Source organism: Acidimicrobiales bacterium (assembly GCA_041394185.1).
Taxonomy (GTDB): Bacteria; Actinomycetota; Acidimicrobiia; order Acidimicrobiales; family Poriferisodalaceae; genus JAAETH01.
This window is the reverse complement of the sequence record JAWKIQ010000001.1, coordinates 1232488-1246337: the sequence shown is the minus strand read 5'-3', so window position 1 is coordinate 1246337 and position 13850 is coordinate 1232488. Positions and strand designations below refer to the sequence as shown.

12 protein-coding genes and 1 pseudogene are annotated in these 13850 nt (G+C 66.7%); 5 read left to right on the top strand and 8 right to left on the bottom strand.

Features of this window, described 5'->3' with window-relative positions; all coding sequences use genetic code 11:
- Nucleotides 1–5 precede the first annotated feature (5 nt).
- The 7 genes from R2770_05840 to R2770_05810 form a co-directional block, all read right to left on the bottom strand.
- Entirely contained in the window at nucleotides 6–383 is a 378-nt protein-coding gene (locus R2770_05840) for a helix-turn-helix domain-containing protein (protein MEZ5279973.1), read from the bottom strand.
- Nucleotides 384–1013: 630 nt separating this feature from the next.
- Nucleotides 1014–1754, bottom strand: coding sequence for a hypothetical protein (locus R2770_05835; protein ID MEZ5279972.1), 741 nt, complete (start codon nucleotides 1752–1754; stop codon nucleotides 1014–1016).
- 89 nt (nucleotides 1755–1843) lie between these two features.
- Nucleotides 1844–3295: a protoporphyrinogen oxidase gene (hemG, locus tag R2770_05830; GenBank protein MEZ5279971.1), complete on the bottom strand. Its 1452-nt coding sequence runs from the start codon at nucleotides 3293–3295 to the stop codon at nucleotides 1844–1846.
- A complete protein-coding gene (tal, locus tag R2770_05825; GenBank protein MEZ5279970.1) occupies nucleotides 3292–4377 on the bottom strand; it encodes a transaldolase in 1086 nt (361 codons plus the stop codon). Before tal ends, hemG begins: the two co-directional genes overlap by 4 nt.
- 11 nt (nucleotides 4378–4388) lie before the next feature.
- On the bottom strand, nucleotides 4389–6383 hold the full coding sequence (tkt, locus tag R2770_05820) for a transketolase (protein MEZ5279969.1): 1995 nt from the start codon (nucleotides 6381–6383) through the stop codon (nucleotides 4389–4391).
- 46 nt (nucleotides 6384–6429) lie between these two features.
- Nucleotides 6430–7572: an FIST N-terminal domain-containing protein gene (locus tag R2770_05815; GenBank protein MEZ5279968.1), complete on the bottom strand. Its 1143-nt coding sequence runs from the start codon at nucleotides 7570–7572 to the stop codon at nucleotides 6430–6432.
- Between the two features lie 10 nt (nucleotides 7573–7582).
- The gene (locus R2770_05810) at nucleotides 7583–7981 is read right to left on the bottom strand and encodes a hypothetical protein (GenBank protein MEZ5279967.1); all 399 of its coding nucleotides are present in this window, start codon (nucleotides 7979–7981) and stop codon (nucleotides 7583–7585) included.
- A gap of 138 nt (nucleotides 7982–8119) precedes the next feature.
- On the opposite strand from R2770_05810, the gene R2770_05805 reads away from it, so the two are divergent.
- Entirely contained in the window at nucleotides 8120–8329 is a 210-nt protein-coding gene (locus R2770_05805; GenBank protein ID MEZ5279966.1) for a hypothetical protein, read from the top strand.
- Nucleotides 8330–8332: 3 nt separating this feature from the next.
- Here the strand turns inward: R2770_05805 and R2770_05800 are convergent, their stop codons facing one another.
- The gene (locus tag R2770_05800) at nucleotides 8333–9430 is read right to left on the bottom strand and encodes a hypothetical protein (protein ID MEZ5279965.1); all 1098 of its coding nucleotides are present in this window, start codon (nucleotides 9428–9430) and stop codon (nucleotides 8333–8335) included.
- Between the two features lie 23 nt (nucleotides 9431–9453).
- On the opposite strand from R2770_05800, the gene R2770_05795 reads away from it, so the two are divergent.
- The 4 genes and pseudogenes from R2770_05795 to R2770_05780 all read left to right on the top strand — a co-directional run bounded on the left by R2770_05795 (nucleotide 9454) and on the right by R2770_05780 (nucleotide 13829).
- Nucleotides 9454–10185 (top strand): acetate--CoA ligase family protein, encoded by a 732-nt coding sequence (locus tag R2770_05795; protein MEZ5279964.1) that lies wholly within the window; start codon nucleotides 9454–9456, stop codon nucleotides 10183–10185.
- Nucleotides 10182–11636: a CoA-binding protein gene (locus R2770_05790; GenBank protein MEZ5279963.1), complete on the top strand. Its 1455-nt coding sequence runs from the start codon at nucleotides 10182–10184 to the stop codon at nucleotides 11634–11636. Before R2770_05795 ends, R2770_05790 begins: the two co-directional genes overlap by 4 nt.
- Nucleotides 11637–11700: 64 nt before the next feature.
- A complete protein-coding gene (gene dacB, locus R2770_05785) occupies nucleotides 11701–13173 on the top strand; it encodes a D-alanyl-D-alanine carboxypeptidase/D-alanyl-D-alanine-endopeptidase (GenBank protein MEZ5279962.1) in 1473 nt (490 codons plus the stop codon).
- Nucleotides 13170–13829 (top strand): annotated as a pseudogene (locus R2770_05780) (LON peptidase substrate-binding domain-containing protein). Before dacB ends, R2770_05780 begins: the two are co-directional and overlap by 4 nt.
- Nucleotides 13830–13850 lie beyond the last annotated feature (21 nt).

Sequence of the window (13850 nt, the reverse complement as noted above, 5' to 3'; positions counted from 1 at the left end):
CGGTATCAGGCAGCCTCGATCTCGGTGGCGGGCACTTCGACCCCACAATTGGGGCAACTGACGGCGAGCGACACCTCGGTGCCGCAGGCCGAATGGTTCAACACGACCGGCCGTTCGCCGTCGGAACACCAGCGGTCGCCCCAGCGCATCATGGCGATCAGGGCGGGCGACAGCTCGCGGCCGCGCTCGGTGAGGTGGTACTCGTGCCGCAGCGGCCGTTCCTGGTAGGGGACCTTGTGCAATATGTCGGCCTCGACCAGCTTCTGAAGTCGGTCGCTCAGGAGGTTCTTTGCTATGCCGAGGTCTTCCTGGAGCTGCGAGAACCTGCGCAGTCCACGAAACACGCCACGGATCACCAGCAGCGTCCAGCGGTCGCCGACGATGTCGAGCGTGCGGGTGATGCTGTCTGTGGGCGGAGTCGGTCACGGTCGCGCCGCACCGTAACGCAGTAGGTTTCGATTTGCAACCTAGCTGGAACGTCGAGGATGGCGTGCCACCGAGTGTGTTCAGGCCGCTCAGCCTGACTGCGTGGTTTGGTTTGGCGGTTTGGCCCTCGTTGTTTTCGTGGTGGTGGTTTGGTCCATTCCCTGATGACAGCGCCGTGGCTATCCTCGAGTCGCCAATCGTCTGCTGTGTGGCCCATGAGCAGCCGTGCGTTCATGGCGTGTAAGCGGTCGTGGTGGTGTGGGCATAGCAGCGCCAGGTTGTCGAGGTCGGTGGTTCCTCCGTGTTCGCGGTGGTGTAGGTGGTGGGCTTCGCAGCGTGTGGCTTCGGTATCGCAGTGCCGCCACCTGCATGTGCCATCACGAACGGCCAGGGCGAGTTTCTGTGTTGGTGTGGCGTATTCGACGTCATATGCCAGGTCCAGCAGCCGACGGTCCGCCTGCTGAAACCAAGCATTGATCTGGGCCCTGCGCAACATCCCCGAGCGATAGATGCCGGTATTTGGGTTCCGTCGAGGGTGTAGGCCGATCCGTCGGGTTTGTCGAGTTGGTCGATGTCGATGATGAGGTTCACGCTGCCCCTGGCCTCTGCGGGGTGGTGTGTAGGAGGCCGTCTGTGAGCATGCTTGCGATGACGTCTGCGCCGCGTTGTTGGTGTGATCTGCGCTTTCTGAGGTCTGTGATGGTGCGCATGTCGTGGTGAAATGCGGCGCGTTCGCGGCGGTCGTATTCGGCTTTCAAAGCCGCACCAGTGACCGGGTCCAATGTTGCGGTGAACCAGATCATGTCTTCATCGTCGATCCCACAAGACCCACGCCGGCGCGTCCGCTGACGGGCCAGGCGGTCTTCAGGGTTTTCGCGGGTTTGTTCGCGTTCGGCCTCACGAACCGCCGCCTTGGTCTCATCCGCCGACTGACCCATGGCTTCATCCAGCAGGCGGGCTTTGATGTCGTCGGGCAGATCGGTGCTGGTCAGGTAGTCGGCCTGCTCGGAGTTGATGTCTCCAGCCTCCAACGCCTCCGCAACATCGGGATTCGTCGCTAGACGCTGTGACCTGGCCTCGGCCTCACGCTGGGCCTTACGCGACGGCGCAGGAGGCCCAGGATCCGGCTTGGACCCACCCTCCGACTCCTTGCCTTTACGGTTCGCAGCACGCTGACGGGCCTTGGTCAACGCGCTCAACAAACGAGCCTCGTGACCATCCAAACGTGCACGCACGCGACGAAGGCCGCCGAGCTCGGCTTCGAGCCCGGCGACATCCATCACTGCTAGTTGCTCGGCGCCGCTAAGCACCACCCGCACCGCTGTCACGCCACAAACCCTAAACAGGGGGTGGGACAACCAACCCAAGCCCACTCAGCAGCGGCGCAGAAACCTCAGTTGTCGCAAAGATGCGGGCACTAGGCGATGGGTCCCATCACCGCACCCAGCGCATCAGCAGCTGCTAGCTGCCCCTGGTGCACACAGTCGGGAACGCCGACACCTCGGTACGCGCTGCCGGTGACGAACACACCCTTGGGAAGGGCGGCCTCGATGGCGTCGATGCGGTCGAGATGGCCCACGTCGTACTGGGGGTTCGACCGGTCCCATCGGAAGATGCGGTGAAACACCGGTGTTGCTGTGACGTCCATGATGTCGGCCAGTTCGGCCCGAACCGTGGCGACCACCTCGTCGTCGGCCTTTTGCATCATCTCGGGCGTGCGCGACCCACCGAAGAAAACCCGTATCAGAACGTGGTCGTCGGGGGCTCGCTTGTCGAACTTGGTCGAGGTCCACGTGATGGCGTTTATTCGCCGCTTTTCGCTGCTGGGGATGACTATGCCGAACCCATCGAGGGGATGGCCGACCTCGGAACGTCGAAAAGCCAACGAGATGGTGCCGGTGCTGACGTAGCGAATGTCGGCCAGCATGGTGGCGGCCTCGGGCGCAACCGCAGCCAGCAGCGGCGCAGACGTGTGGGCGGGCGTCGCCAGCACCACGGCGTCTGCATCGAGCGTCGAACCGTCGGTGAGCGACAGCCGATAGGCCGAAGCGCCCTCGGCCGATGCACGCTCGATCGACTCGACACCCACACCCAGGCGCAGATCGCCGCTGAGCCGCGAAACGACGGCGTCGACCAGGGTGCTCATACCCTTGTCGAAAGACGTGAACATCGACATCGGCTTGCCGGTGGATGCGGGCGCGGGCGCGCTGGAGCGGGCTTTCTGCCCGGCCAACATTCCCTTGATGAGGCTGCCGTGTTCTTTCTCGAGCTGGCGGAACCGGGGGAAGGTGGCCATGATGCTCTGCATCTGGGCGTCCGCGTTGTGGATGCCCGACAGAAGCGGCTCTGCCATGCGATCGAGAGCCTCCGACCCGAGACGCCGCTTGATGAACTCGGCCAGCGTCTCGTCGCCATCGTCGGTGCGCGGCTTGATGAAATAGTCCATGCCCATGCGGATCTTGCCCCAAGGCGAGATCATGCGCGACTTGACGAACGGCATGACCTTGGTGGGCACGATCAACAGCACGCCGTCGGGCAGGGGAGTGGGCCGACCCTTGCGCAGCACCAACGTCTTTCGACGGTCGTCGTTGGTGGGCAACAACTCGTCGTCGAGCCCCAGTTCGCGAGCCAGCTGAAGCGCCCACGGCTTCTGGTTGATGAACGAGTCGGGGCCGCCTTCGATGACAAAGCCGTCCTCGGAGACCGACAGGATCTTGCCGCCCCACCGGTCGTCGGCGTCGAGCAAGGTGTAGGTGACGTCGGCGCCGGCCTCGGCGGCGCCCTTCTGCAGGTGGTACGCCGCGCTGAGGCCGCTGATGCCACCACCCACTACAACGACATGTTTGGTCTGCCCGGGCGACGAGCTCAAGCCGATCCGGCCTTGCCCTCGAGAGTGCTGATGAGGTCGTCGAAGGAATCGATGAACGCCTTGACCCCCTCGGCCTCGAGCACCTCCGACACGTCGGCGAGATCGACGCCCGCAGTGCTGATCTGCGACAGGGTCGCCAGCGCCTCGGGGATACCGACATCGATTGAACGGCTGGCCTGCCCGTGATCGAGGAACGCGTCGATGGTGGCGTCGGGCATGGTGTTGACGGTGTCAGGTCCTATGAGCGTGTCGACGTACAGGGTGTCTGGGTAGTCGGGGTTCTTGGTCGAAGTCGACGCCCACAGCGGTCGCTGCACACGGGCCCCACGGTCGGCCAGCGCCTGCCAACGCGGCCCCGAGAAGGTGTCGAGGAACGCACAGTAAGCGGCCCTGGCCTGGGCCACAGCGCCCTTGCCGCGCAACGCCAGCGCCTGGTCGGTGCCGATCGCATCGAGCCGCTTGTCGATCTCGGTGTCGACCCGCGAAATGAAGAACGAAGCCACACTGGCGATTCCCGAAAGGTCGCCCTCGGCTGCCTCGAGGCCCGAAATGTAGGCCTCCATCACGTCGCGGTATCGCTCGACCGAGAAGATCAGCGTGACGTTGATGGAACGCTTCTCGGCGATCATCTGGCGGATTGCCGGCAGGCCGGCCTCGGTGCCCGGAATCTTCACCATCAGGTTGGGGCGATCGATCGACTGATGCAGATGGCGGGCCGCTTCGATGGTGCCATCGGTGTCGTTGGCCAGCGAAGGATCGACCTCGACCGACACATAGCCGTCGACCCCGTCGCTGGCATCGTGAACGGGAGCCAACACGTCGAGGGCGCCCTCGATGTCGGACGTGACCATGGCCCAATAGGCCTCGTTCACCGACCGGCCCTCGCCGAGCAGCGACGAGAACTGCTGGTCGTACAGCTCAGACCCCGAGATCGCCTTCTGGAAGATCGAAGGGTTGCTGGTGAGCCCTCGGATTCCACCCTCGACCCAGCGGCTGAGGGTGCCGTCCTGCAGCCAGTCTCGGCGCAGGTTGTCGAGCCACGGGCTCTGTCCCAGTTCGGTAAGCGATTCGAGCGATGCCATTGGACGGCTCCTCAGTCGACAGCGGTGTTGTGTGCTTCGTCGAGCAACCGGCGGGCGGTGTCGACGACGTTGTCGACGGTAATGCCGCATTCGGCCATCGCCTCATCTCCCGGCGCCGACAGGCCGAAGCGGTCGATGGCGACGTGGGCGTGGGCATGTGCGGCCCAACCGAAGCTGGTGCCGGCCTCGACCGACACCGTCGGCACATCGCCTGGCAGCACACTGTTGCGATAGCGGGCGTCCTGGGCGGCGAAGCGCTCCCAGCAAGGCATGGACACGACGCGTGCATCGATTCCGTCGGCGGCCAACCGGGCGGCGGCGTCGACCGCAAGATGAACCTCGCTGCCGGTGGCGACCAATACCACCGCGGGGTCGTCGGGGGCCGAAGACTGCACCACGGTGTAGGCGCCCTTGGCCACCGCCTCGGCCGAGGTGTGCTGAAGCACAGGCACGTTCTGGCGGGTCAGGATCATCGCTGCGGGCCCGTCTCCGTCGACGGCGGCAGCCCACGCGCCGGCCACCTCGGTGCCGTCGGCAGGCCGATAGACGTCGAGGTTGGGGATGGCGCGAAGCGCGGCCACCTGCTCGATGGGCTGATGCGTGGGCCCGTCTTCTCCGACACCCACAGAGTCGTGCGACCAGACGTACATGACCTTGGCGTCAGACAGCGCGGACAACCGCACGGCGCCGCGCATGTAGTCGCTGAAAACCAGGAACGTACCAACCGCGGGCAACACGCCCCCGTGCAGCGCCATGCCGTTGGCAATGGCGCCCATAGCGTGCTCGCGCACCCCGTATGCAACCAGGCGGCCGTCGGGATGGTCGGCGGTCATCATCTCGGCGTCGAGGTCGGTGCCGGTGTTGCCGGTGAGGTCTGCACCACCCGACACGAGGCCGGGCACCATGTCGGCGATGGAGTTGATCACCTTGGTATTCGCCTTGCGGGTGGCCACCGACGCACCCGGCTCGAAGGTCGGCAACGAGTCGAGCCAGCCCGTCATACCCCGGCCTGCGAGGCAGGCGTCGAACCGTTCGCGGTTGCCGCCCCAGTCGGCTAGGCGCTTTTCCCATTCGTCACGAACCGACGAGCCCCTGCGGCCCGCGGCGCGGTAGGCGTCGAGCACGTCGTCGGCGACGTGGAACGGCTGGTCGACAGGCAGGCCCATGATCTGCTTGGCCCTGGCGATCTCGTCGGCGTCGGTGATGGCGCCGTGGGCGGCAGAGGTGTCGATCGAATCGGGCAGCGGATAGCCGATGTGGCTGCGCAGCACGACCAGTGAAGGGGCGTCTTCGACCTCGAGCGCCCGGCGGATGGCGGCCTCGAGGGCGTCGAGATCGTTGGCGACCTCACCTATGTCTTCGACGTGCCATCCGTAGGCGCGGAAGCGGGCCACCGCGTCGTCTGTCATGGTGATCTCGGTCGGACCGTCGATGGTGATGTGGTTGTCGTCGTAGATGCACACCAGGCGGCCCAGCTGCTGGTGGCCGGCGAACGACGCGGCCTCGTGGCTGATGCCCTCCATCAGGTCACCGTCGGAAACGATGGCGAAGGTGTTGTGGTCGACCAGGCCGGCACCGAAACGGGCTCGCAGGTGCCGCTCGGCCAGCGCCATGCCCACCGCGTTGGCGATGCCCTGACCCAGCGGGCCCGTGGTGACCTCGACGCCGGCGGTGTGGCCCACCTCGGGGTGTCCGGGGGTGGCGCTGCCCAGCTGACGGAACTGTTTGATGTCGTCCAGCGTCAGGCCATAACCCGTCAGGTGCAGCATCGAGTAGAGCAGCATCGACGCGTGGCCCGGCGACAGAACGAACCGGTCGCGATCTGGCCACGACGGGTCGGCGGCGTCGTACTTCATGATGCGGGTCCACAGGACGTGGGCCAGAGGAGCCAGGGCCAGAGCGGTGCCTGTGTGGCCCGAGTTGGCCTTTGCGACCGCGTCGAGCGCGAGTCCTCTGATGGTGTTGACCTGCATCAGCTCGAGGTCTGGTTCAACGGCGGGGCTCAATGTGGGTGTCCTTCCGGGCGAAACGCGCGCAAACCCTAGCGCGCGGTCAAATAAACAGGGCGGTGTCGGCTTCGGTGTGCAGGTGGGGGCGTCCCAGACGCCGACCCGCGGGGCCGACCTGGCTGGTGCACACCACACCGGCCATGGCGTCGACGCCCACCTCGGCCAGCTCGCTCAGGTCGTGGCGGCCAGGAGCTGCGGCCACGAGAGCCGTAGACGCGCGGCACGCAACGGCGGCTGCCGCCAAGGCGGTGCAGGCGGGGTCGCGCGGCATCAGGTGAAACTGGACCGCCGTGCCCACGGCGATGTCGCGGTCTGTCTGGATGGTGCCCTGAAGACGATCGGCCTCGACGACGCGTCCGAGCACGAAATCGGCCCCGACATAGTCTTCGTCGTGTTCTTCGAGCACGACACCGATCCTGAGGTGCCTTCGAATGGTGTCGGGATCGGCTCCCTCCCACTGGGGCCCCAACAGTTCGGTGGGACCCAGCACCAGCCGGTCGAGGGCATCGGTGGCCTTGGCACCTGCCAATGCCTGGACAGATCGCCCGACCGCAGCGGTGACCACCATCGCCTGCCCCACCGGGCTGGCGCCGTGGGCGGTGGCGGCGGCGGGCACATGGTCGTCTTGTGCGCCTAGCAGCAGCCCGACGGCGCCGTCGTGATGCAGCTGGCCGTCGACCCACATCTGGGTGGTCTGGGCTGCACCGGCCGAGATCGTGCCGCCAGCGATGCGCAGGTGCGAGTGCCTTCCGTGCAGCGCGCCCACCACGGCTTCGAGGGCAAAGTCTGGCGCGGCCAACACGAAGGCCGCGTCGGCGTGTTCGAGCTGCACCGACTCGACGCCGCGCATCGCCCGCTCGCCGCCGGGCGCACCCGTTGGTTCGAGGCTTAGATGGAAAGGTGTCGCCGCCGAGGTGATCGCCGCCCACACGCTGATGGCCGGCGTGTTCTCGACGACCCGTCCGTTGCCGATGACCGCAGATGCGCTGGCGCCGACCGTCACGCCGACGCCGGCCAGATCTCGAACCGCCGAGCAGATCGGGGCCAACAGGCCCGCGTGGGCGCCGGCCACCAGCACCACGGCGGCGTCGGGCGAGTCGCCCAGCGTGTCGAGCAGTTCGCCCACGATCTCGCCGGCGGCGGTGGGGGCGTGAGGGTGGGTCGATAGCGACGACGCAAACCTCATCGCGGCCGTGTCAGGGCGCAGGGGTGACGGTCAGGGGAACGATGGTGGCAGGTCCAGCGTCGATCTGGCAGTGCGCCTCGATGGTGCCGGGCTCATCGAACGTCAGCTCGGCACGCACCAGGCGATAGTTGAACTTGCCGGGCTCGACCTGCAGGGGCTGGCGGTTCTGGGCCACCATCTCGAGCTCGCCGTCGGCGCCCGGCCTCATGAACTTGACCACCAGTGCGCCCATGCCCTTGTGATCGGCCGGGCATCGCACCAACACCAGCAGATGGGGTTCGAGGGTCACCGGGAAGGGGCCCGGCGCCGAGGTGGAGAAATAGACCCCTCCGAGGTCCAGGCGGGCCGAGCCCGACGGGCTCTGGCGCATGTCGAAGTTCTCCACGAAAAGGGCTGAAACGATCTCCACCTGTCACAGGCTAGCCAGCCGATCCGCGCGTCACGGTGCCTACATTTCGACCCAAAGCTCATGCCGGAACCTCATGGATGTGGCCCGCGGAGCCGAAGGAGGCTCGTGTGGGTTAGTGGCTCTGGAAGTGATACGCGGGTGAAGCGTCCGCGGCGCAGCAAGCTCCTGCTGGGAGCCGCGGTCGCGTGTGCGTCGCTGGCAGCTTCGTTGGGCATTGCCGCTGCCAGCCCCGAGGCCGAGTCGGCCCCGGTGGTGAGCACCAACCCGCGAGTGCAGCCCGAGGGGCTACACAACGAACTAGTCGACGTGGTGGGCGATATCGGCGAGGCGCTGGTGATATCGCGCTGAGCCCTAGGCCGGTTTGCCCTCTATCCACACACCCACCACCGAGTGGTTCGGATCGAGGGCGACCAGGTCGCCTCGGCGACCAGCGACGATGGCGCCACGGTCTGCCAACCCCATTAGTGCGGCGGGGTTGGTGGACGTGGCCATCGTCGCAGTGACCGGTCGGCGCCCGCCAACAGCAGGTTGCGAAAGCAGCCGTCCATGGTGACCGTGCTTCCGGCGATCGTGCCGTCGGGCAGGCGGGGCCGGCTTGCCGCCACCACCGTCGCGAAGTCCGGATTTCAGGTGGGCCACCGAGTCGGTGACGGCGATGATCGCCTGGTGGGGTTTGCACCGCAGCGCCATCTGCACCGCCCGCATCGACACGTGGTGAAGGTCGATTATGACGCTGGCGGCGACGCCGTCGGTTGTCAGCGCCCAAGCCGCCACGCCCGGCTCGCGATGGCTGACGCCGGTCATGGCGTTGAACAGGTGCGTCACCAGCGAGGCTCCGGCCTGGCGCACAGCATCGAGGCGGTCGTCCTTGGCGGCGGTATGGCCGATGGCAACCCGCACGCCACGATCCACCAGCACCCGCGTGGCCTCGACCGCGCCCTCGGCTTCGGCGCCCAGGGTCACCAGCTTGACGATTGGGGGCAGCGACGCGACGAATCGTTGGTCGACCGGCTGGATCAGGTGAGTGGGGTGAGCACCGGGCCTTTCGCCCAGGAACGGCCCCTCCAGATGCACCCCGGCGATGTCCGCCACCAGCGGCGACCAGGGCTCGGCGGCACGGTCTGCAGCCGCCTGGATGCGCTCGAGGATGGGCATGTATTCGTCGATGGCGCGGGTGGTGACGGTGGGAAGCCAGGTAGTGGTGCCCGTCGACAGCTGGGCGCGGCCGATCTCGTCCCACTGCTGATCCGTGGTGGCCGACGCCACGTTCACGGCACCAACGCCGTTGACCTGCAGGTCGACGAAACCAGGCACCAGGGTCACGTCGGGGACCGAGCCGTGCGCAGGCCTCACCACGGCTATGCGCCCATCGCGTATCTCGACGGCGGCGGGCCCGACGATGCCGTGTGGTGTAACGACCCTTCGGGCGCGCAGTGAGGTGTCGGCCATCCCAGAACGCTACCTTCGTGCGGGTGAGCAGCCCTACCGACACACCCTCCGACCCTCTGGTTTCGGCCTCTGCGCAGCGGTCTACCTACACACTTTCCGAGGCCGAGTCCAAGCGTCTGTTGGCCGGCCACGGAGTGCCCATCGCACCCGAGGCCGTGGTCGACGACCCCGAGGCCGCCGTGGTGGCTGCAGCGGGCCTCGGGTTTCCGGTGGTGGCCAAGCTGTGCGGCGATTCGATCGCACACAAGACCGAGCGAGGCCTGGTGCGTCTGGGCCTGGTCGACTCGGCAGCGGTGCAGGCCGCGGCCGGCGAGCTGTTGTCGCTGGCCACCGTTGACGACGGCCCTGTGCAGGTGCTGGTGGCACCCATGATCAAGGGAAGCCGCGAGTTCATCGCCGGGCTGCACAACGACCCGGTGTTCGGGATGACGGTGATGTTGGGTGTGGGTGGCGTGCTGGCCGAGGCCATCAAGGACGTTTGTTTCCGGCTGGTGCCTATCTCGGAGAGCGACGCCAACGAGATGATCGACGACTTGCGTTCGCAGGCGCTGCTTGGCCCCTTCCGCGGCGAGCCCGAGGTCGACCGCGCATCGCTGGTCGCCGTATTGATGGGTCTGTCGGCTGCGGCCCAGGCCGACCAGCGCATCGTGTCTGTCGACCTGAACCCCCTGATCATCGCAGACGGCCGGCCCGTGGCCGTCGACGCGCTGGTCGAACTGGCCGCCGAAACGGGCGAAGGGAGCGCACAGCGATGATCGGTGCAGCGCATTTCAAAGCACTGTTCGAGCCAGAGGGCGTCGTCGTCGCCGGGGCATCGACCCATCCGGGCAAGTTCGGCTTCGTGTCGTTGCACAACCTGCTGCGCGCCGGCTATTCGGGCCGCGTGTATGCCACCAACCTGGCGGGCGAAACGGTGCTGGGAATCGAGACGGTGCCGTCGCTGGCCGACCTGCCAGACGGTTCGTTCGACCTGGTGTTCGTTTGCACCCCGGCCAAGACCAACCTCGAGTTGCTCGAACAGGCCCACGCCAAGGGGGCCAAGGCCCTGTTCCTCACTTCGGCGGGCTACGGAGAGGCGGGCGCCGAGGGTCTGGCCGCTCAGCGCGCCCTGGTGCAGCGCGCCGACGAACTCGACATGTTGGTCGCCGGGCCCAACGGCCAAGGAGTTGTGTCTACACCCGTCGATCTGTGCGCCCAGATCGTTGCCCCCTACCCGCCCAAGGGCAACATCGGCATCGCCAGCCAGTCCGGCAACTTCGTCAGCTCGTTCATGAACTACGCCAACGCAACCGGCATCGGCATCAGCCGCGCCGTTTCGGCCGGCAACGCCGCCCAGGTCACCGTTCCCGACTATCTCGACTTCTATGCCGACGATCCGGCCACCTCCGTTGGTCTGGCTTATGTCGAGGGAATCTCGGACGGGCGAGGCTTCTACGAGCGCATCCGGTCCATCGCCCAGCGCATGCCGCTGGTGTTGGTGAAGGGCGGTGCCACCGAGGGAGGGGCCTCGGCCGCGGCCAGCCACACCGGTGCCCTGGCCGCCGACGATGCCGTGTTCGACGGCATGGTCCGCCAGGCGGGTGCGGTGCGCGCCCCCACCGTCGAGTCGGCCTACGAGATCGCAGCGACATTCGCCACCCAGCCACTGCCCAAGGGCCCGCGCACTTGCGTGTTGACCACGGCCGGCGGGTGGGGTGTGGTCACCGCCGATGCCATCTCGAACTCGTCGCTCGAGTTGGCCCAGCTTCCCGACGACCTGGTGGCGGCGATCGACCAGCACCTGCCACCACGCTGGAGCCGTGGAAACCCGGTCGATCTGGCAGGCGGAGAGACCCGCGACACCATCCCCGAGGTCATGCGGCTGATCGCCGAACACCCCTCGATCGACGCCATCGTGTACCTGGGGTTGGGCATCCAATCGAACCAGGCCGAGTTCATGAAGACCGGCCGTTTCTATCCCGATCATGGCCTCGAGCGCATCGTCGACTTCCACGAACGCCAAGACGCCCGCTACGCACAGGCCGCGGCCGACATCAGCGCCCAGACCGGCAAGCCCATTCTGACGGCGACCGAACTGGCCATGTCCAACCCCGACAACCCGGGCCCGGCCACGGTCAGAGCCACTGGACGAGTCTGTTATGCGTCGGCGAACCGTGCGGTAACGGCCCTCGACGCCATGTGGAGACACGCCAAACGCAGGGCCTGAAACACCCGTGGCGCTCGGCATCGGTGGCGGGCGCCAGGGGTTGCCAGATGGTACCTATGGCGGTGTGAAACCGGCTTGGGTGCATAGGGCTGTCTACGCGGCGGGCTCGGCGTTGGTCGCGGGCCTGCTGATCGCTCCGATACCCAACCTCATCTCGGCCAGGCAGGCGGCCAACGAGGCCGACCTGGCCGCCGCCACGAACATCGTTCAGAACCTCGCCGAAGGCGCAGACACCGATCAGGTCGAAATAGACGGCGACCTGCTGACCGTGCGCCGGGTCGCCGAGCGGCTCGCCGTGCCGGTGCGCGAACGAAACATCGAATCGACCGAGGGTTCGGTCGTGGCCGACTATCCCGAGCCGGCATGTCTGGTGGTCAGCATCGACGGCATCGCCACCGTGTCGGTTGGTACCACCGACGCCTTGATCCCAGCGTCGGTACAAAAGCTGCTGACGGCGGTGGCCGCGCTGGAGGTGATCGGGCCCGAAACCACGTTCACGACCCGGGTCGAAGCGACCGCAGCTCCGTCGGCCGATGGCGTGGTCGCCGGCGACCTCGTTGTCGTCGGTGGTGGCGACCCGGTGATGGCCGAACGCGAGTATGCCGACTCCTATAGCCGCCAACCCCAGGTGCTGACCGACATAGGGGTTCTGGCCGATGCAGTGGCAGAAGCCGGCGTGACCCGCATAGAGGGTGACCTGCGGGTCGTCGACGACCGCTACGACACCATCAGGTACGTCGAGTCGTGGCCCGAGCGCTACTTCGACCAGCACAACTCTGGACCCATCGGGGCCTTGACGGTGAACGACGGCTTCGTCGCATGGGACCCACAACGGGTCGAGGCCGACAATCCTGCCGTCTACTTCGGTGAGGTGTTCAGACGCTTGTTGGCCGAGAGGGGTGTGGTGATCCAGGGCGCCGTCAGGTACGGATCAGACTCGGCGGCTGTCGCCGAGATCGCCTCCGTTCAGAGCCCTCCGCTGGCCGAGATCGTTCAGGGCATGTTGCGCGAGTCAGACAACAACACCGCCGAGGCACTGCTGAAGGAGATCGGGTTTGTTTCGGAGGGCACTGGTTCGACAGCGGCGGGAGCGAGTGTGGTCGAACGGGTCGTCAGCGCCAGGGTGGCTGACGCATCACAGCTGGTCGTGGTCGACGGGTCGGGGCTGGATCGGGGCAACAGGGTGACCTGCGCCATCTTGGTGACGCTCCTCGACCAGGAGGGCCGCCACTCGGTGATAGGTGACGGGCTGGCGGTTGCCGGCCAATCGGGCACGCTGGGGCACCGGTTCGCCGACACCCAGGTGGCCGGGCGCCTTCACGCCAAGACAGGTCTGTTGAACAACGTCAACGGTCTGGCCGGCTTCGTCGAGACGCTCGACGGCAACACGGTCACCTTCGCCCAGTTGCTCAACGGGATACCGCTGAACAGCCGCCTGGGAATCGAGCTGCAGGAAGACCTCGCCGCACAGCTGATCGAGATCGCTGCGGGGCCGGGGTTGGAGGAACTGGTTTCTCGGGCCAGGCTTGACCCATGACCGACACCAGCCCAACTCCGATGTTTCCCCTCGGAGCGGTGCTGTTGCCGGGCGCAGTATTGCCGTTGCACGTGTTCGAGCCGCGCTATCGCGACCTCATGGCCTTCTGCATCGAGAACCAGACCCAGTTCGGCGTGGTGCTGATAGCGAAGGGCCACGAGGTCGGCGGGGGAGACATCCGCCACTAGATGGGTTGCCTGGCCCGCATCGACCAGGCCGCACAAACCCCCGACGGCCGGTGGGGCCTGCTGTGCGTCGGAACGCAGCGCATCAGGGTTCTCGAATGGCTCGACGACGATCCATACCCTCAGGCTCTTGTCGAGACGGTCAGCTTGCCCCGCTTCGATGCCGAGGGGTCGCCCGAGACGGTCGAGCGAGTCGAGGCCCTGAAGGTGCTGTTGCGCCGGACGTTGGCCCTGGGGTCTGAGGCCGGGCTGCAGTTGGCGCCCGCCACCATCGATCTGCCTGACGACCCGGTCGAGGCCGTGTGGCGCGTGGGCGAGGTGGCTCCCATATCTCAGCAGGATCGCTATGAGCTGCTGGTCAGCGACGATTGGGACGACCGCGTCGAGCTGTTGTTCCGCACCATTGCCGGTGCGCGCGAAATCATCGAGTTCCGACTCAAAAGCAGTGCGGGCGAAGACTTCGGCGCCTGAAGGGCCCGCGCGCGTGGCATG

Coding starts and splice junctions, on each gene's coding strand:
- tal (MEZ5279970.1), bottom strand. CDS start 4,377: ATGGCATCGCTCGAATCGCTTACCGAACTGGGACAGAGCCCGTGGCTC.
- R2770_05815 (MEZ5279968.1), bottom strand. CDS start 7,572: ATGAGGTTTGCGTCGTCGCTATCGACCCACCCTCACGCCCCCACCGCC.
- R2770_05800 (MEZ5279965.1), bottom strand. CDS start 9,430: ATGGCCGACACCTCACTGCGCGCCCGAAGGGTCGTTACACCACACGGC.
- R2770_05790 (MEZ5279963.1), top strand. CDS start 10,182: ATGATCGGTGCAGCGCATTTCAAAGCACTGTTCGAGCCAGAGGGCGTC.